Raw genomic sequence first — 18,285 nt, forward strand, 5'->3', positions numbered from 1 at the left:
TCGGCCTCCTACGCCGCGACCAGATACGAGAACACGGACTCGAGGGACTCGTCGGACGGCGAGACCGTCAGCAACCGGATGCCGTGGTCGCGTGCCACGCGCGGCAGCAGCGTCGTGAAGCGCCCGAAGTCGACGGCCTGGATGCGCAACGCGCCCTCCTGGAGGTCCACTTCGATCCCGGCGGTCGACGGGTCGGCGATCAGCGCGGCGGCAAGAGCCCGGTCGTCGCTGGAACGCACCAGATAGCGGTGCGGACGGTCCGTCATCAGCCGGCGGATCCTGCGGAAGTCACCGCTGGCCGCGTGCCGCCCGGCCACGATCACCTCGATGTGCGAGGCGAGCTGCTCGACTTCTTCCAGGATGTGGGACGAGAACAGGACCGTCCGGCCCTCGTCTCCCATGCGCCGCAGCAAGTCCATCAGCTGCATGCGCTGCCGCGGGTCCATACCGTTGAAAGGCTCGTCGAGCAGCAGCAAGGAAGGTTGGTGGACCAGCGCGGAGGCCATCTTCACGCGCTGGCGCATGCCCTTGGAGTACGTCGAGATCTTGCGGTCCTGCGCGTACTGCATCTCCACCGTGGCCAGCGCCCGGTCGGCCGCCTTGGTGCCCAGGCCGTGCAACTCCGCGTTGGCCACGACGAACTCACGCCCGGTGAGGAAGTCGTACATCGCCTCGCGCTCGGGGACGATGCCGATGTGCTTGTAGATCTGCTCGTTGCGCCACACCTGCTGTCCGTCGAGGGTGACGGAGCCGGTGGAGGGGGCGAGGAAGCCGGCCATCATGTTGATGAGCGTGGACTTCCCGGCGCCGTTGGGGCCGAGCAGGCCGGTGACGCCGGGGCCGATGTCCATCGTGACGTCGTTGACGGCCACCACGTTGCCGAACCAGCGCGACACATGGTCGATCTTCAGGGTTGTCACAGTCCGACCTTTCGGTAGCGGCGCGTCAGGAGGCCGTAGCAGCCCGCGATGATCCCGAGGACGACGATCACGTAGACGACGCCCTGGGCCGACGAGACGTCCACTCCTCCGGGGAAGGACGAGGACGCTCCCAGGAAGGCGGTCTGCAGGCCGTCGATGAGCGTGATCGGCGAGAAGAGGCCGATCCACGGGACCGCGTCGGGGCTGTTCTGGTCGAAGGCGATGGCCTGGATGGTGGACACCGCTCCGTAGGAGATGGTCAGTACGGCGATGACGGCCGCGATGCCGAAGCCACGCCGGGGCGTGACCGCGGAGATCACCAGTCCGATGCCGGCGAAGAGCAGCGACAGCAGTGCCACGGAAACCAGTCCCTGCGCGAATCCCTTGGTCTGGTCGGTGAAGTCGAGTTTGGCGAGCAACGCTCCGATGTAGAGCACCAGCAGCGGAGCCGCGGTCAGGATGAACAGCGCCGAGGCCAGCGCGGCGTACTTGGCGCGCACGTAGTCGACGGTCTCGATGGGGCGCGAGAAGTACAGGGGTACGGTCTTGAAGCGCAGGTCGCGGGAGACGGCCTGGGGTGCCTGGGAGGCGACGTAGAGGCCGATGACCGCCTGGAGGAAGATCGCGTACCTGGTGTAGTCGACCGGTAGTTCCTTGGCCTTGGTGGCCACCGCGACCGCCACCATGATGGCCGCGGGGACGCACATCACCACGAAGAGCAGCATCGGCAGCACCTTGGACTTCACCGAGCGGCCGAGTCCGTAGGCGCCGCGCAGCGACTGCGAGTACAGCGAGCGGCGGGCGTAGGCGCGGCCGAGGCGGGGGCCGTCGTAGTTGCGGTAGCCGATGTTGTGGATCCGGGTCTGCTCGCCGGAGGGGGCGAGGGGCTGCTCAACCGCCATGGCCGACCGCCTCCTTCCGTGCGTCCTGCGCGTCCGTCGTCCGGTCGTCGCGGAAGACCTCCGCGATGTGGTGCCTGCGCTGCTCCATGCGCACCAGGCCGAGTCCGAGGTCGGCGACGACGTCCCGTACGAGGTCGTACGTCTGCTCACCATCGGCGGTGAGCAGCAGGATGTGTCCGGCGCCGGGCAGCCCGCTGCTGTCGTTCGTGTCCACTCCGCGCGCCCTGAGCGCCTCGCGCACCGCGCGGGTGCCGTCCGGGTGCTCGTCGGAGTCGGTGACCTCGATGGCGAGGGTCGTGGTGGTCTGGGTGAAGTCCCTGGTGGAGCTGGAGCGCAGCAGCTTGCCGCCGTCGATGACGACGACGTGGTCGCAGGTGCGTTCCAGTTCGCCGAGCAGGTGCGAGGTGACCAGGACCGAGATGCCGAAGTCGGTGTGGATGCGGCGGATCAGGCCCAGCATCTCGTCGCGGCCGACCGGGTCGAGGCCGTTGGTCGGCTCGTCCAGGAAGACCAGCTGCGGGTCGTGGACGAGGGCCTGGGCGAGCTTCACGCGCTGCTTCATGCCGGTCGAGTAGCCGCCCATGGGGCGGTAGCGCTCCTCGTAGAGACCGACGTGGCGCAGGGTGTCCGCGGTGCGCTCCCGGGCCGCGGTCGGGGGCAGCCCCGACATCCGGGCCATATGGACGACGAACTCGGTGGCCGAGACGTCCGGGGGCAGGCAGTCGTGCTCGGGCATGTACCCGACGCGTTCCCGGATGGCACCACCCTTGGTGGCGACATCGAGGCCGAGCACGTCGGCACGGCCCTCGGTGGCGGGGGACAGACCCAGCAGGATCTTGATCAGTGTGGACTTGCCGGCTCCGTTGGCTCCGACGAGTCCGGTCACACCGGGCCCGATGTCCACGGAGAGCCGGTCAAGCGCGGTCACCCTCGGGAACCGCTTGCTCAGGCTTTCGGTCGCGATCACAGTCACGTCATCGACGGTAGTGGCGAGGACCACAACCAGCGTCACCCCAGGGAGCTGGATCCTTGTCAGACTCCAGTCGTACGGACCCGTAGGGGAAGGTAGGACTCAAGAGGTACGCGCATCTCGTCCGAGGCTTCGACGGAAACCACGCCCGGGCCGGGGGACGAAACCTCTGTGAAGAACCCCCTAGTTGTCCACAGATTCTTCAAATCCCCTGTGGATAACCCTACTTGGCTGTGGATCAAACCTCCGGGGCGGAATCGTCCAAAAGAAATCACCTGCGCGTGGTCCGGCTCACCCGGCACCCTGAGGACATGGACGCAAGACGCACCGTAAAGGTGTCGAAGTACCTTTCCAAACATCTGCGGCACCAGCCGGAGCGGATAGGTCTCACGCTCGACGAGGCCGGCTGGGTCGAGATCGAGACACTCATCGCCGCCTCTACGGCACATGGTTTCCCGTTCACCCGGGCCGAGCTGGACCACGTGGTCGCCCACAACGACAAGCGCCGGTTCTCGATCGACGGCACCCGGATCCGGGCCAACCAGGGTCACACGGTCACGGTCGACCTCGGGCTGCCCTCGGCCACCCCTCCCGCTCTCCTCTACCACGGCACCGTGGCCCACAGTCTGGCCGCGATCCGGGCCGAAGGCCTGCGGCCCATGACCCGGCACGACGTCCACCTCTCGCCCGACCGCGAAACAGCGACCCGTGTCGGCGCCCGCCGCGGCCGTCCCGTGGTCCTCTCCGTCGACGCGGGGACGATGCACCGTGACGGCCACGAATTCCGCGTGAGCGCCAACGGGGTGTGGCTCACCGCGGCCGTACCACCGCGCTACCTGCGCTTTCCCCAGGACCACTGAGCAGCGGGCCGCCGTACCCGCACCGGCCCGGAACGCCCGCGCCACAAATCTCAGCGGCCATACCGAACACCAGCCGAACCCGCCACGAGCCGTTCCCACCCACGAGCCGGTATCACCCAGGAGCCGGACTCCCCAAGAGCCCGCAGAACATCCCGGCCCGGCCGAAACTCCCGGCCCGGCCGCCCGCGGCAGCAACCACCAGTACGGCCCTCGCCCTGCTCCGCTTACGCTCTCGGGCATGAGTCTGCGCCTGAGCACCGTGATCCTGCCGTACCGCCGTTGGAACGAAGGTGGCCGTGCCGCATGGGTGCGCGCGGAAGAACTCGGCTTCCACACCGCCTTCACCTACGACCATCTGACCTGGCGCTCCTTCCGGGACGGCCCCTGGTTCGGTGCCTTGCCCACCCTGACCGCGGCCGCCGGCGTCACCACTCGGCTGCGCCTCGGCACCCTCGTGACCTCGCCGAACTTCCGCCACCCCGTGCCCCTCGCGAAGGAGCTGATCTCCCTTGACGACATCTCCTGCGGCCGGGTCACGCTCGGCATCGGCGCGGGCGGCAGCGGCTTCGACGCCACCTCGCTCGGTCGGGAGCCCTGGACCCCGCGCGAACGCGCGGACCGCTTCACCGAGTTCGTCCCGCTGCTGGACCGGCTGCTCACCGAGGACGGCAAGGAAGGGGTCTCGTACGAGGGCGACTTCTACTGCGCCCACGAGGCACGCAACATCCCGGGCTGTGTCCAGCGCCCCCGGCTCCCCTTCGTGGTCGCGGCCACCGGCCCGCGCGGACTGCGGACGGCGGCCCGGCACGGGCAGGCCTGGGTCACCACGGGCGATCCGAAGCTGTACGAAACGGGAACCCCGGAACAGTCCCTCCACGCCATCCGCGGGCAGCTCGAGAGGCTCGGCGAGGCCTGTGACGACATGGGACGGGACGTCGCCGAACTCGACAAGATCCTCCTGACCGGCTTCACCCCGGACCGCGCCCGTCCGCTGGAGTCCCTCGAAGCCTTCGTCGACTTCGCGGGACGGCACCAGGAGTTGGGGTTCACCGACATCGTGGTCCACATGCCGGTTCCGGACTCCGATTTCGCGGCGGACGAATCGGTCTTCGAGAAGATCGCCACCGAGGCGCCCGGCCTGCTGGGCTGACCCGTACCCGGCGCGACCGTGCAGGTGAGGGGAGGAATTCACTCGCCTGTGCGGACCTCGGCACGGCCGTGTGCGCGGGTGCGGGACAATGAGCCCGTGACCTCAGCGACCAGACGGCCCCAGAACCCGGCTCCCCTCGTTCCTCCCCGGCTGATCGCCACGGACCTGGACGGCACCCTGCTGCGCGACGACAAGTCCGTGTCCGAGCGCACCATCGCCGCCCTCGCCGCAGCCGAGGAGGCGGGTATCGAGGTCTTCTTCGTGACCGGCCGCCCGGCCCGCTGGATGGACGTCGTCAGCGACCACGTGCACGGCCATGGTCTGGCCATCTGCGGAAACGGTGCGGCGGTGGTCGACCTGCACGGCGGTCCCGGCGCCCACCGCTTCGTCAAGGTCCGCGAGCTGGCGCACGCCAACGCCCTGGACGCGGTCAAGCTGGTGCGCGAGGTCGCACCCGGCACGGTCTTCGCCGTCGAGCGGACGTACGGCCTCCATCTGGAGCCGGGGTACCCGCCGCTGCACGCGGAGCCCGCGGAGAGCGTCGACGCCGCGGAGGCACTGCTCTCCGAGGACGCGCTCGACGCCGACCAGCCGGTGCTGAAGGTGCTCGCCTACCACGCCGAGCTGGCGCCGGACGACTTCCTGCTCTCGGCGCGCGCGGCGGTGGGCGAGCGCGCCAACGTCACCCGCTCCAGCCCGACCGCGCTGCTGGAGATCAGCGGCCCCGGAGTCTCCAAGGCCAGCACCCTGGCGCTGTGCTGCGCCGAGCGGGGCATCCGCCCGGAGGAGGTCGTCGCCTTCGGGGACATGCCGAACGACGTGGAGATGCTGACCTGGGCGGGCGCTTCGTACGCGATGGGGAACGCGCACCCGGACGTGATCGCCGCCGCCTCGGGCCGGACGGTCGCGAACAACGAGGACGGAGTCGCCGTCGTGATCGAGCGGATGCTGGCCGAGCGGGAGTGAGGAAGCAGCCGGCGGGCTCGGGTCCCCGGCGGCTCGCCTGATGGAACCGGCGCAGTCGCCGGTTGTGTCGCGGTCGCTGTTGCGCCGTCGCCAGCGCCGTCACGGTCGCCGCTTCGCCGTCGCCAGTCGCGGTCACGGTCACGGTCACAGCCACTGTTGCGGGTCACGGTCACAGCCACTGTTGCGGGTCACGGCCGCGGTCGCCGCAACCACGCCGTTTCCGTCACAGTCGCCGTTCAGCGGTCCCGGCCGGGGGCACGGTCGCGGTCGCGGTCGCCGACAGCGTGGCCTCCCGGCTCAGAGGGTCACTCCACGCTCCGCCAGCCACGGCACCGGGTCCACCCCGGAGCCCAGCTCCGGGGTGACGCGCACCTCGAAGTGCAGGTGCGGGCCCGTGGAGTTGCCCGTCGTGCCCGACTGGGCGATCCACTGCCCGGGCCCGACCCGCTCACCCTGGTCGACGGTGACCGCGGCGAGGTGCGCGTACTGCGTGTAGTAGCCGTTGTCGTGCTCGATCACCACCTCGATGCCGAACGCGCCGCCGCACGACACCCGGACCACACGTCCCGCGCCCACCGCGCGCACCGGTGTACCGATGGGCACCGCGAAGTCCTGCCCGGTGTGCAGGTTCGCCCAACGGGAGCCGCCGCTGCCGAAGGACGCGGAGAGCGCGTAACCGGCCACGGGCGGCACCCACGCACGCGTCGTCTCCGGCTCCGGCTGGTCGAGCCGTACGGCACCCCGGCAACTGCCCGCCGCCGCCGAACTGTTCGCCTCGCCCTGCAGCGTCCAGCGCGCCTGCTCGAGCTTCTCCTCGATGCCGCTCTTCAGGTCGGCCAGCTGGGCGTTCCGCCGGTCCAGCGCCTCCCACTCGGCGGCGACCTTCGCCTCGTCCCGGGCGAGCCGCCGCTCGGCCCGGCGGCTCTTGTCGACCGCGTTGTTGAGCGCGAGGTCCGCCTGCCAGACCGCGCGTTGACCCCGCATCAGTTCATCGGCGTCCTTCGCGAAGAGCAGTTGCGCCGTGTAGGGGAGGCCGCCGCCCGTGCGGTACTGCGAGCGGGCGATACGGCCGAGGTCCTCGTGCAGCAGGGCGATCGAGGCACGCTCGCGGTCCAGGAGGCGTTCCAGATGTTCGGCCCGCTCCCGCACGACGTCCGCCTCCCGTTGCCCGGCCACGTACTGCTGAGTGGCCACAGCCGCCTCCTCGTACAGCCGGGCCACCAGGGCACTGGTTCCGACATCGGTGGCATCGCTCCGGGCGTCGGCGGGGCGGGCGGCGACGAGACCGACGAGCGAGCACAACAGGAACGGGACGATCAGCGGATGACGGCGAGTTGAACGCATGTCTCGGATCGTGACCCGCGCGACGCCCTCCGGTCCTGTCGAAGTCGTACGGCTGGGGGACCGGTTGACTCGGATGGTCGAGATGGGCTGGGCCGAACAGGGGGCCGAGCGGCGCGTCGGCGAGCGGTGATCTGATGATTGCTCAGAAGCAGGCGCACAGATCACCGTCCCGAGGTACCGCCGACGCCGGCCTCAGCCTTCAGGTCTCCATCGCGGCCGACAGCTCTCCTTCAGCCTTCAAGTCGCCATCGCGGCCGACAGCTCTCCCTCTGCCTCACGCCTCATCATCCGCAGCAACGGCCCTTCCGTCACCGCCAGTTCCGCGTACGGGCCACGCTGCACGGCCCGTCCCTCCTCCAGCACGATCACCTCGTCCACCGTCTCAAGACCGGCCAGCCGGTGGGTGATCAGGAGCGTCGTGCGGCCCTCGGTCGCGGCGAGCAGATCGGCGGTGAGGGCGTCGGCGGTCGGCAGGTCGAGGTGTTCCGCGGGCTCGTCGAGGACGAGGACGGGGAAGTCGGCGAGCAGCGCGCGGGCCAGCGCGAGCCGCTGGCGCTGGCCTCCGGACAGCCGCGCCCCGTGCTCGCCGATCAGCGTGTCCAGCCCCTCGGGCAGCCCGTCGGCCCAGTCGAGCAACCGCGCCCGGCCGAGGGCCTCGCGCAGTTCCTCCTCGGTCGCCTCCCTGCGCGCCAGCAACAGGTTCTCGCGTACGGAGCTGTCGAAGAGGTGCGCGTCCTGGGCGCACAGGCCGACGAGCCGTCGTACGTCGTCGCCGTCCAACGCGTACACCTCCCGGCCACCGAGGGTGTACGTCCCCTCCCGGGCGTCCAGGAAGCGCAGCAGGACCTGTGCGAGCGTGGTCTTGCCGGCCCCGGACGTCCCGACCAGAGCCACCCTGCGCCCCTGGTCCAAGGTGAGGTCCAGGCCGACGAGGGCGTCCCGGTCCTGTCCGGGGTGGCGCGCCGTGAGCCCTCGTACCCGGAGCGGGAAGGGCGTGCTGGGCGGGGTGCCCGGCCGCTCCGGCTCCCGTACGGGCTCGGGGGCGTCGAGGACCTCGTACACGCGCTCGGCGCTCCTGCGCACCCGCTGCCGGTACTGCACCGCGAGCGGCAACCCCAAGACCGCCTCGAATGCGGCGAGCGGGGTGAGGACGACGACAGCCATCGCGACCCCGCCGAGGCGGCCGTCCGCGACCGCCTGGGCGCCCGCGAACGCGGTGGCCGCGACGGTCAGCCCGGACGCGAGCGCGGCGAGCCCGTCGCCGAGGGCGGTGGCGGTGGCGGCTCGGGAGGCGATACGGGTGAGGGCCGAGTCCGCCTGGCGGGCCTCGGCGGTGCGGGCGGTCAGCGCACCGGCGACCGTCAACTCGGCCGTGCCGGTGAGCAGGTCTGCGACACGGGTGGCCAGGACGCCCCGGGCGGGAGCCAGCCGGAGCTCCGCCCGCCGGGCGACGGCACCGCTCAGCAGCGGGACGCCGACGCCCGCCGTGAGCAGGCCGACGGCGAGCGCGACGCCCGCCTCGGGCAGCAGCCAGGCGGTGAAGCCGACGGAGGCGGCCGACACCACGGCCGCGGCCCCGGCGGGCAGCAGCCAGCGCACCCAGTAGTCCTGCAGGGCGTCCACGTCCGCGACGAGCCGCGACAGCAGGTCACCGCGCCGAGTGGTGCGCAGTCCGGCGGGCGCCAGCCGCTCCAGCCGCCGGTAGACCGCGACCCGCGTGTCGGCCAGCATCCGCAGGACGGCGTCGTGCGAGACGAGTCGCTCGGCGTAGCGGAAGACGGCCCGCCCGATGCCGAAGGCCCGCGTGGCGGTCACGGCGACCATGAGGTAGAGCACCGGCGGCTGTTGGGAGGCCCGCGAGATCAGCCACCCGGAGGTGGCCATGAGCCCCACGGCACTGCCGAGGGCGAGACTGCCGAACAGCAGAGCCAGGGCGAGGCGCCCCCGCCGAGGGCCGGCGATGGCGCGTACACGGGCGAGGATGTCCGGCCGCGCACCGCTGTCCTCGAGTGCCTGCGTGGCCGCCTCGGGGGTGCGCGGAGCCGTGCCCGAAGAGGGCGGGGCCGCCTCCGACCCGGGCGGGATCGTCTCCGATGCGGGCGGAGCTGTCTCCGATGCGGACAGGGCCGCCTTGCCGTCCTCACCCGCACCGTGGGGCTCTTCGAGCCGACGATCCGGCACGGCGTCAGTACGCCCGGCGCCGGATGCAGCGGAGGCCTCCTCCAACCGCACCACCCGGTCCGCCACGCCCAGCAGCGCGGGACGGTGGACGACCAGGAGCACGGTCCGCCCGACCGCCAGTCGGCGCACCGCCTCGACGACCTCGGCCTCGGTGGCCCCGTCGAGGGCTGCCGTGGGCTCGTCGAGCAGCAGGAGCGGCCGGTCGGCGAGGAACGCGCGGGCCAGAGCAAGTCGTTGACGCTGACCGGCTGAGAGCCCGGCGCCGTCCTCACCGAGGACCGTGCTCACCCCGTCGGGCAGCGCATCGACGAAACCCAGGGCGCCCGCGTCGGCGAGCGCCTGCCGTACGGCCTCGTCGTCCGCGTCCGGACGGGCCAGCCGTACGTTCTCGGCGATGGACCCCGCGTACAGATGGGGTCGCTGAGGGACCCACGCGATCCTGGACCGCCACTGGTCAAGGTCAACGGAAGCGAGATCCGCTCCCCCGACCCGTATCCGCCCCGCTGTGGGCTCCACAAACCCCAGCAGCACGTTGAGCAGCGTCGACTTGCCCGCCCCGCTCGGCCCGACGAGGGCGACCGTCTCCCCGGGCTCCACCGAGTAGGAGACATCGGTCACCGCGTCGGCCGACCGCCCGGGATAGCGGACGGTGACGTCCTGGAACGCAAGACCGCCGGCCGGCACGGGCCCGGTCCCGGACGCCGGCAACGGCCGCTCCAGCACCGCGAAGATCTCCTCTGCCGCGGCGAGGCCTTCCGCAGCGGCGTGGTACTGGGCCCCCACCTGCCGCAGCGGCAGATACGCCTCGGGCGCCAGCACGAGGATGACCAGTCCGTCGTAGAGGTGCATCTCACCGTGGACGAGTCGCATTCCGACGGTCACCGCCACCAGGGCGACCGAGATGGTGGCCAGGAGTTCAAGTGCGAAGGACGACAGGAAGGCGATGCGCAGTGTCCGCATGGTCGCCTGCCGGTACTGGCCGGTGATCCGCCGGATGGACTCCGCCTGCGCCTTGGCCCGTCCGAACACCTTGAGCGTGGGCAGTCCCGCGACGACGTCGAGGAAGTGGCCCGACAGGCGGGACAACAGCCGCCACTGGCGGTCCATCTGCGACTGGGTCGCCCAGCCGATCAGCGCCATGAAGGCGGGGATCAGCGGCAGGGTCCCCACGATGATCGCCGCGGACACCCAGTCCTCGGTGACGATCCGTGCCAGCACCGCCACCGGCACCACCACCGCGAGCCCCAACTGCGGCAGATAGCGCGAGAAGTAGTCGTCGAGGGCATCGACGCCGCGCGTCGCCAGCGCGACCAGGGAGCCCGTCCGCTGCCCGCTCAGCCACCCGGGCCCCAGGGCGCCCGCCCGCTCCAGCAGCCGGCCCCGCAGTTCCGACTTCACCGCCGCGCTGGCCCGGTGGGCGGCGAGTTCGGTGAGCCATGCGACAAGCGCCCGCCCGCAGGCCACGGCCACCAGCAGCAGCAACGGCGTGCGGAGTTCTGCAGCTGTCAGCCCTTGCTGGAAGGCCCCGACGACCACCTCTGCGATCAGCATGGCCTGGGCGATGACCAGCGCCGCACCGGCGGTGCCGAGCCCTACGACCGCCAGGAGGAAGAGCCGGGTGGCGCGGGCGTATCGAAGGAGACGCGGGTCTATCGGTTTCACGTGGAACATGCCCTTCGGTCGAGTAGCCGTGTTTCACGTGAAACACGGCTCTCTGTCGGACTCAGTGCGCGGGGTCCGCGATGTGCTGTGTGCCGATCCGCTTACGGAAGACCCAATAGGTCCAGCCCTGGTAGAGCAACACCACCGGCGTCGCGACCGCGGCGCACCAGGTCATGATCTTCAGCGTGTACGGGCTGGAAGAGGCGTTGGTCACCGTCAGACTCCAGTCTGCGTTGAGCGAGGACGGCATGACGTTCGGGAAGAGCGTCAGGAAGAGCATCGCGACGGCCGCCACGATGGTGAGTCCTGACAGTGCGAACGCCCAGCCCTCACGTCCGGCCTTGACCGCCCCCAGAGCCACCAGGAGCGCGACCACCGCCACGATCAGGGCGGCCAGGGACGCGGTGTCACCCTTGTCGGCCTGTGTCCACAGCAGGAACACGAGCGCCAGTCCGGCTGTCACCAGCCCCAGACGCAAGGCCAGGCCCTGTGCGCGTACCCGGATCTCACCCACTGTCTTCAGTCCGACGAACACCGTCCCGTGGAAGGTGAACAGCGCCAAGGTGACCAGTCCACCCAGCAGGGCGTACGGGTTGAGCAGATCACCGAAACCGCCCACGTACTCCAGATCGGAGTTGATCTCCACGCCACGCACGATGTTGGCGAAGGCCACGCCCCACAGGAACGCCGGGATCAGCGAGGTCCAGAAGATCGCCTCTTCCCAGTTTCGCTGCCAGTTCTCCTCCGGGCGCTTCGCCCGGTACTCGAAAGCGACACCACGGACGATCAAGCAGACGAGGATGAGCAGCAGCGGCAGGTAGAAGCCGGAGAAAAGCGTGGCGTACCACTCGGGGAAGGCGGCGAAGGTCGCGCCGCCTGCCGTGAGCAGCCAGACCTCGTTGCCGTCCCACACCGGCCCGATGGTGTTGATCAGAACCCGCTTCTCCGGGCGGTTGCGGGCCAGCAGTTTGGTGAGGACGCCGACCCCGAAGTCGAAGCCCTCGAGGAAGAAGTAGCCGATCCACAGGACGGCGATGAGGACGAACCAGACGTCGTGAAGTTCCATGACAGCTCCCTCGGCCTCAGTAGGAGAAGGCCATCGGCTTGTCGGCGTCCCGGGAGTCGCCGCCGATCCTGGTGGGCGGGTTGAGGTCGGCCTCCGTCAGCTCTGGCGGTCCGGCCTTCACGTACTTGACGAGCAGCTTCACCTCGACGACGGCGAGGATCGCGTAGAGCGCGGTGAAGACGATCATCGACGTGAGGACCTCGCCCTGGGAGACGCCGGGGGAGACCGCGTCGCGGGTCTGCAGCACTCCGTAGACGACCCACGGCTGGCGGCCCATCTCGGTGAAGATCCAGCCCCAGGAGTTGGCGATCAGCGGGAACCCCAGGGTCAGGATTGCGATGCGCCAGTACCACTTGGTGAGCGTCGGACCGAGCGCCCGGCCGGGGAGCAGCGACAGATGCGGCACCTCGTCGTCGCCCACCCGCAGATGCCCCGGCAGCAGGAACTTCTTGCGGGTCAGCCACAGACCGAGGAGGCCGAGGGCGAAGGACGTCATGCCGAAGCCGATCATCCAGCGGAAGCCCCAGTAGGCGACCGGGATGTTGGGCCGGTAGTCGCCGGGCCCGTACGTCTCCTGCTCGGCCTTGTTGACGTCGTTGATACCGGGCACGTACGAGGTGAAGTCGTCCTTGGCGAGGAACGACAGCAGGCCCGGAATCTCGATCGCGACCTTGTTGTGGCCCTTGTCGACGTCACCTATGGCGAAGATCGAGAAGGGCGCCGGCTCCTCGCCGTCCCACAGGGCCTCGGCGGCGGCCATCTTCATGGGCTGCTGCTCGTACATGATCTTGCCGAGCACGTCACCGCTGATCGCGGTGAGCAGGCCCCCGACGACCACGGTGACCAGCCCGAGCCGCAGCGAGGTCTTCATCACGGGGATGTGCTTCTTGCGGGCCAGGTGGTAGGCGGCGATGCCGACCATGAACGCGCCGCCCGTGAGGAAGGCCGCGGACAGGGTGTGGAAGACCTGACTGAGCGCGGTGTTCTGGGTGAGGACCAGCCAGAAGTCGGTGAGCTCGGCGCGGCCCTTCGCCTCGTTGATCCGGTAGCCGACGGGGTGCTGCATCCAGGAGTTCGCCGCGAGGATGAAGTACGCCGACAGGATCGTGCCGATGGAGACCATCCATATGCAGGCCAGGTGGACCTTCTTCGGCAGCTTGTCCCAGCCGAATATCCACAGCCCGATGAAGGTGGACTCGAAGAAGAAGGCGATGAGGGCCTCGAAGGCCAGCGGGGCACCGAAGACGTCACCCACGAAGCGCGAGTAGTCGGACCAGTTCATGCCGAACTGGAACTCCTGCACGATGCCGGTGACGACGCCCATCGCGATGTTGATCAGGAAGAGCTTGCCCCAGAACTTGGTGGCCTTGAGGTACTTCTCCTTCTCCGTACGCACCCAGGCCGTCTGCAGGCCGGCGGTGAGCGCGGCGAGCGAGATGGTCAGGGGGACGAAGAGGAAGTGGTAGACGGTGGTGATGCCGAACTGCCAGCGCGCCAGCGTTTCCGGCGCCAGGGCCAGGTTCAGTTCCACGTCGTCGATCTCCTTCCGTCGCCGTGGTCACAACGGCAGTCCGTCTCGCCCATGCGACATCGCGAGAAGGCGCTTGTGAACGCGTTCACATTCACAAGCAATTATGACGCATGGCCGGGCGCCGCGTGAGGGGCGGGGTGTCCCCTGCCGGGGACCAAAGGTCATCGGGAGGTTGGACCGGTCGGCCCGTAGACGCGACGGTGCCCCGGTCCTGGAGACCGGGGCACGTTCCAAACCGAGAAATCAGGCGCGATCAGAGTTCCTTGCGGAAGGTCTCCGCCGCCTTGATGAAGATGTCGTTCGCCTCCGCCTCGCCGATCGTCACCCGCATCCCCTCACCCGGGAACGGCCGGACCACGACGCCCGACTTCTCGCAGAAGGCCGCGAAGTCGGTCGTACGATCCCCGAGTCGCAGCCACACGAAGTTCGCCTGGGTCTCGGGCACGGTCCAGCCCTGGTCGCGCAGTGCCTCGACCACCCGGTTCCGCTCGCAGACGAGGGAGCCGACCCGGCCGAGCAGCTCGTCCTCGGCGCGCAGCGAGGCGACCGCCGCCTCTTGTGCGATCTGACTCACACCGAACGGCACGGCGGTCTTCCGCAACGCCGCCGCCACCGGCTCGTGGGCGATCGCGAAGCCCACCCGCAGGCCCGCGAGGCCGTAGGCCTTGGAGAAGGTGCGCAGCACACAGACGTTCGGCCGCCGACGGTAGATCTCGACGCCGTCCGGCACCTCGGGATCACGGATGAACTCGCGGTACGCCTCATCGAGGACGACCAGCACATCGCTCGGCACCCGGTCGAGGAACCGCTCCAGCTCGGCCCGGCGCACCACCGTGCCGGTCGGGTTGTTGGGGTTGCAGACGAAGATCAGCCGCGTCCGGTCGGTGACCGCGTCGGCCATCGCGTCGAGGTCGTGCACATCGCCCTCGGTCAGCGGCACCTGGACGGACCGTGCCCCGCTGATCTGGGTGATGATCGGATACGCCTCGAAGGAGCGCCAGGCGTAGATCACCTCGTCACCGGGCCCGCTCGTCGCCTGGACCAGCTGCTGCGCGACGCCGACCGAGCCGGTGCCGGTGGACAGATGGCTCAGCGGAACGCCGAAACGGTCCGCCAGCTCGTTCATGAGCGCGGTGCACGCCATGTCCGGATAGCGGTTGAAGGACCCGGCCGCGGCGATCGCGGTCTCCATCACCCCGGGCAGCGGCGGATAGGGGTTCTCGTTGGAGGACAGCTTGTACGTCACCGGACCGCCGACCGCCGCGGGCTTGCCGGGCTTGTAGGTGGGGATACCCTCCAGCACGGCACGCAGCTTGGGGCTCGTCTCGCTCACCGCAGTCCTCCTCATGACCACCATGCGCTTTCAATACTGCTCACCTTATGAGGATTCGGGCCGTCTGCGAACGGCTCGGCCGCGGGTACGGCCGCCTCCGCGACGGGGGGATGGCGGCCACCGGCGCACGGGGTGGTGGTCATCGGCGTACGAAGGCGTACGAAACGGGGGGCGCGCCATCCACTTCGGCGCGCGCCGGTGGCTCGCGCCGTGGCGCGCATCCCTCGTGAAGGTGAGTTGAGACCTCTTCGAGACATGACCCACTTGGCAGGCCCGCGCGCGCCGACAAGTCACGTACTGCTACTGGATCGTGCAACTCCCTTGCGATCCAAGGTCATTGCCCCCTTCCGCCATGCAGAAACGTGCCTGTCAACGAGTGCATATGCGTCCGCCCTACCCCACCGCATGAGCCCTACTATCGGCTCGCCATGACAGCAGCAGGGAAGCACCAGGTGAGCCGGGCGGAGACCTCCCGCCGAGGAAGCCGGCCGGGCCGGGCAGGCATCAGAGACGTGGCCGCGGCCGCCGGGGTCTCCATCACGACGGTCTCCGACGCGCTCAACGGAAAGGGCCGGCTCCCCGACGCCACTCGACGCCATGTCCGTGAAGTCGCCGACCGGCTCGGCTATCGGCCGTCCGCCGCGGCCCGCACGCTCCGCACCGGCAAGTCCGGACTCATCGGACTGACCGTGACGACGTACGGGGATGAACCTTTCACCTTCACGGAGTTCGCATACTTCGCGGAGATGGCGAGAGCCGCGACATCGGCCGCGCTGGCCCGGGGGTACGCGCTGGTCATCCTGCCCGCGACCTCGCGCCACGACGTGTGGTCGAACGTCGCCCTGGACGGAACCGTGGTCATCGATCCCTCGGATCAGGACCCGGTGGTCAGCGAGCTGGTGAGGCAGGGTCTGCCCGTGGTCTCCGACGGCCGCCCGGCAGGAGCCCTTCCGGTGACCGCCTGGGTGGACAACGACCACGAGGCCGCCGTCCTCGGCATCCTGGATCACCTCGCCGACGCGGGCGCCCGCCGGATCGGCCTGCTCACGGGCACCACCACGGACACGTACACGCACCTCTCCACCACCGCTTACCTGCACTGGTGCGAGCGCGTGGGACAGGATCCGGTGTATGAGGCCTATCCGGCGCACGATCCGTGCGCCGGAGCCGTCGCCGCCGACCGGCTGCTCGCCCGGCCCGACCGTCCTGACGCGGTCTACGGACTGTTCGACCCCAACGGCACCGATCTGCTGGCCGCGGCCCGCCGGTACGGGTTACGCGTCCCCGAGGATCTGCTGCTCGTGTGCTGCAGTGAGTCGGCCGTGTACGCCAACACGGAGCCGCCGGTCACGACGCTCTCGCTGAAACCGCGCCGGATCGGCACGGCAGTCGTGCAGCTACTCATCGACGCGATCGAGGGGGTCGAGTCGAACCATCCGGTCGAGCAGGTGATACCGACCGAACTGATCGTACGAACCTCGTCGGAGCGGAGGTCGCCGAGGACGACGGTCAGCGCGCCGCGGGGGCCCGAGGGGGGATAGGAGCCAGGAGGGCGGGCGCGGGAACGGCTCTCATGGTCGCCGACGGCAGCTGGGCCCCGACGGTGGTGGCCGGGCTGTCAACCACGACGGGTAGGGGCTTTTCGGACACTTCGCGGCAGTCTTGTGCGTGGTGTGCTCCGGGCAGCGGTGCCGGATGCCCGGGCGGTCGACCCCGGCCGGCGGCCGGGGGGATCACCGCACCGGTACCCGTGTTTCTCCGGCGTTCACCCCGGTTTCACGGCCCCACAGGCCTCCGTTCCCGGTGCCCGGTCCCACCGCGGAAGCTCGGGCCCCCGGTGCGGCACACGGTCCAGCCCCGCCTCGCCCGGTGGGCGCACTTCCGGGCGGAGCCTCTGCGTCCGGTCGGACGCGGGGCGCGGTGCCAGGGGGAAGCACCGCCTAATTCGGGCGAAAACCGCAGTGAACCGGGGTGCAGCGCCATTTCACCACCCCTGGGTCATCACATGGCGCGATCCGCATTCCTATGATGGGCGCACGACACCGCGGACCGCTGCGACCAGGCAGTCCGATGCGGTGCAGATGCGGCGCGATGGTGGTGGAGGGGTCGATGACTCAGGGGGCCGGTCAGGGACCCGAGGTGCGAACGCCGACGGTGCGTGATTTCCGCGTGCCCGCGTACGTGCACGAAGCCGGTCCGCACACGCCGCAGATGCCGCCCGGCCCGCTCCCGGCGCCGTACCTGCCGGAGCAGCAGTCCCCCTCCGACCAGGCCCATCCCTACCCGGCCGCACCTCAGGCGAAGGGATCCGCGCCCGGAGAGGGCGGCGATCACGCCGAGGAGCCGGAGGGTTACACGCCGACCCAGCGCGACCTGCCGGTGATCAACCGTGGCGACACCCTCCAGATGACCGTCGATCCGGAGGAGGCTCCGCAGGGGGCGAACGGTCCCGGCCCGCTGTACGTCGTCGGTGACGTGCACGGCTACCTCGACGAACTGATCGCGGCGCTGCGTGAGAAGGGCCTCATCGACGTCGACGGCAACTGGGCGGCGGGCACGGCCCGGCTGTGGTTCCTCGGCGACTTCACCGACCGCGGCCCGGACGGCATCGGCGTCATCGACCTGGTGATGCGGTTGTCCGCCGAGGCCGCCGCGGCGGGCGGCTACTGCAAGGCGCTGATGGGCAACCACGAGCTGCTGCTGCTCGGGGCCAAGCGGTTCGGCGACACTCCCGTCAACTCCGGCGCGGGCACCGCCACCTTCCAGGCCGCCTGGCTCCTCAACGGCGGCCAGAAGACCGACATGGAACGCCTGGAGGACCACCACCTCCAGTGGATGGCCCGGCTCGACGCGATCGAGCTGGAGGACGGGCATCTGCTCGTCCACTCCGACACGACCGCCTACCTCGACTACGGCGACTCGATCGAAGCCGTCAACGACACCGTTCGTGACGCACTCACCCGCAACGACGCCGACGAATGCTGGGACCTCTTCCGGAAGTTCACCAAGCGCTTCGCGTTCCGCGACGACGGTGGTTCCGAAGCGGTGCGTTCACTGCTCGACACCTATGGCGGTTCACGCATCGTCCATGGTCACAGCCCTATTCCCTATCTCCTCGGCGAGGTCGGCACCGAGGAGAACGAGGACAGTTCCAAACCCGTGGTCGCGGGACCGCACATCTACGCCGACGGCCTCGCCATCGCGATGGACGGCGGCGTGACCATGGCCGGAAAACTGCTGGTCCAGCAACTCCCCCTGGATAGCTGAGGTTTCTCCGGGCAGGCGTCCAGCCCGGGGAACAGGCGCAGGCCAGCAGGTGATTTCTGGAAACCCCCTGTCACCGTGTGCCGTCGCCGCTCTACCATCGGCTTATCCGTAGCAGGCTCCCCTCCGTTTCTGC

At 69.8% G+C, this 18,285-nt stretch carries 14 protein-coding genes; 6 read left to right on the forward strand and 8 right to left on the reverse strand.

What is annotated here, in order from left to right; all coding sequences use genetic code 11:
* Positions 1 to 8: 8 nt before the first annotated feature.
* From EF387_RS17405 to EF387_RS17415, 3 genes are read right to left on the reverse strand one after another with little or no spacing between them, the layout of a single operon-like run.
* The gene (locus EF387_RS17405) at positions 9 to 920 is read right to left on the reverse strand and encodes an ABC transporter ATP-binding protein (RefSeq protein WP_128377465.1); all 912 of its coding nucleotides are present in this window, start codon (positions 918 to 920) and stop codon (positions 9 to 11) included.
* Entirely contained in the window at positions 917 to 1,822 is a 906-nt protein-coding gene (locus EF387_RS17410; RefSeq protein WP_128377466.1) for an ABC transporter permease subunit, read from the reverse strand. Before EF387_RS17410 ends, EF387_RS17405 begins: the two co-directional genes overlap by 4 nt.
* Positions 1,812 to 2,789, reverse strand: a complete 978-nt coding sequence (locus EF387_RS17415; protein ID WP_128377654.1) for an ABC transporter ATP-binding protein — start codon at positions 2,787 to 2,789, stop codon at positions 1,812 to 1,814. Before EF387_RS17415 ends, EF387_RS17410 begins: the two co-directional genes overlap by 11 nt.
* Before the next feature lie 314 nt (positions 2,790 to 3,103).
* On the opposite strand from EF387_RS17415, the gene EF387_RS17420 reads away from it, so the two are divergent.
* From EF387_RS17420 to EF387_RS17430, 3 genes are all read left to right on the forward strand, one after another.
* A complete protein-coding gene (locus tag EF387_RS17420; protein ID WP_128377467.1) occupies positions 3,104 to 3,652 on the forward strand; it encodes an RNA 2'-phosphotransferase in 549 nt (182 codons plus the stop codon).
* 238 nt (positions 3,653 to 3,890) lie between these two features.
* Positions 3,891 to 4,802, forward strand: a complete 912-nt coding sequence (locus EF387_RS17425) for an LLM class flavin-dependent oxidoreductase (RefSeq protein WP_128377468.1) — start codon at positions 3,891 to 3,893, stop codon at positions 4,800 to 4,802.
* A 78-nt stretch (positions 4,803 to 4,880) separates the two neighbouring features.
* Positions 4,881 to 5,768: an HAD-IIB family hydrolase gene (locus tag EF387_RS17430; protein ID WP_162467158.1), complete on the forward strand. Its 888-nt coding sequence runs from the start codon at positions 4,881 to 4,883 to the stop codon at positions 5,766 to 5,768.
* A 297-nt stretch (positions 5,769 to 6,065) separates the two neighbouring features.
* On the opposite strand, the gene EF387_RS17435 is transcribed toward EF387_RS17430, so the two are convergent.
* Positions 6,066 to 7,112: a M23 family metallopeptidase gene (locus EF387_RS17435; protein ID WP_128377470.1), complete on the reverse strand. Its 1,047-nt coding sequence runs from the start codon at positions 7,110 to 7,112 to the stop codon at positions 6,066 to 6,068.
* Here EF387_RS17435 and EF387_RS49435 point away from each other — a divergent pair.
* Entirely contained in the window at positions 7,111 to 7,242 is a 132-nt protein-coding gene (locus EF387_RS49435; protein WP_274388946.1) for a hypothetical protein, read from the forward strand. The genes EF387_RS17435 and EF387_RS49435 overlap by 2 nt on opposite strands.
* Positions 7,243 to 7,349: 107 nt before the next feature.
* Here EF387_RS49435 and cydD read toward each other — a convergent pair whose 3' ends face one another.
* The 4 genes from cydD to hisC form a co-directional block, all read right to left on the reverse strand.
* Entirely contained in the window at positions 7,350 to 10,964 is a 3,615-nt protein-coding gene (gene cydD / locus EF387_RS17440; RefSeq protein WP_128377471.1) for a thiol reductant ABC exporter subunit CydD, read from the reverse strand.
* Positions 10,965 to 11,016: 52 nt separating this feature from the next.
* Positions 11,017 to 12,021 carry a cytochrome d ubiquinol oxidase subunit II gene (cydB, locus tag EF387_RS17445; protein ID WP_128377472.1) on the reverse strand — a complete coding sequence of 335 codons (1,005 nt, stop codon included), beginning with the start codon at positions 12,019 to 12,021 and terminating at the stop codon, positions 11,017 to 11,019.
* A 16-nt stretch (positions 12,022 to 12,037) separates the two neighbouring features.
* Entirely contained in the window at positions 12,038 to 13,546 is a 1,509-nt protein-coding gene (locus EF387_RS17450; RefSeq protein ID WP_128377655.1) for a cytochrome ubiquinol oxidase subunit I, read from the reverse strand.
* Between the two features lie 259 nt (positions 13,547 to 13,805).
* Positions 13,806 to 14,885 (reverse strand): histidinol-phosphate transaminase, encoded by a 1,080-nt coding sequence (gene hisC, locus EF387_RS17455; RefSeq protein ID WP_128377473.1) that lies wholly within the window; start codon positions 14,883 to 14,885, stop codon positions 13,806 to 13,808.
* A gap of 428 nt (positions 14,886 to 15,313) precedes the next feature.
* Here hisC and EF387_RS17460 point away from each other — a divergent pair, with 428 nt between their 5' ends.
* Positions 15,314 to 16,426 (forward strand): LacI family DNA-binding transcriptional regulator, encoded by a 1,113-nt coding sequence (locus EF387_RS17460; RefSeq protein WP_128377474.1) that lies wholly within the window; start codon positions 15,314 to 15,316, stop codon positions 16,424 to 16,426.
* 568 nt (positions 16,427 to 16,994) lie between these two features.
* The gene (locus tag EF387_RS17465; protein WP_128377475.1) at positions 16,995 to 18,152 is read left to right on the forward strand and encodes a metallophosphoesterase; all 1,158 of its coding nucleotides are present in this window, start codon (positions 16,995 to 16,997) and stop codon (positions 18,150 to 18,152) included.
* Positions 18,153 to 18,285 lie beyond the last annotated feature (133 nt).

Origin of the sequence: Streptomyces cavernae (assembly GCF_004023625.1) — a bacterium.
Lineage (GTDB): Bacteria > Actinomycetota > Actinomycetes > Streptomycetales > Streptomycetaceae > Streptomyces > Streptomyces cavernae.

What these genes read in the sequence shown, in the direction of transcription:
- EF387_RS17410 (WP_128377466.1), bottom strand. Translation starts at nt 1,822, where the DNA reads ATGGCGGTTGAGCAGCCCCTCGCCCCCTCCGGCGAGCAGACCCGGATC.
- EF387_RS17420 (WP_128377467.1), top strand. Translation starts at nt 3,104, where the DNA reads ATGGACGCAAGACGCACCGTAAAGGTGTCGAAGTACCTTTCCAAACAT.
- EF387_RS17425 (WP_128377468.1), top strand. Translation starts at nt 3,891, where the DNA reads ATGAGTCTGCGCCTGAGCACCGTGATCCTGCCGTACCGCCGTTGGAAC.
- EF387_RS49435 (WP_274388946.1), top strand. Translation starts at nt 7,111, where the DNA reads ATGTCTCGGATCGTGACCCGCGCGACGCCCTCCGGTCCTGTCGAAGTC.
- EF387_RS17435 (WP_128377470.1), bottom strand. Translation starts at nt 7,112, where the DNA reads ATGCGTTCAACTCGCCGTCATCCGCTGATCGTCCCGTTCCTGTTGTGC.
- cydD (WP_128377471.1), bottom strand. Translation starts at nt 10,964, where the DNA reads ATGTTCCACGTGAAACCGATAGACCCGCGTCTCCTTCGATACGCCCGC.
- cydB (WP_128377472.1), bottom strand. Translation starts at nt 12,021, where the DNA reads ATGGAACTTCACGACGTCTGGTTCGTCCTCATCGCCGTCCTGTGGATC.
- EF387_RS17460 (WP_128377474.1), top strand. Translation starts at nt 15,314, where the DNA reads ATGACAGCAGCAGGGAAGCACCAGGTGAGCCGGGCGGAGACCTCCCGC.
- EF387_RS17465 (WP_128377475.1), top strand. Translation starts at nt 16,995, where the DNA reads ATGACTCAGGGGGCCGGTCAGGGACCCGAGGTGCGAACGCCGACGGTG.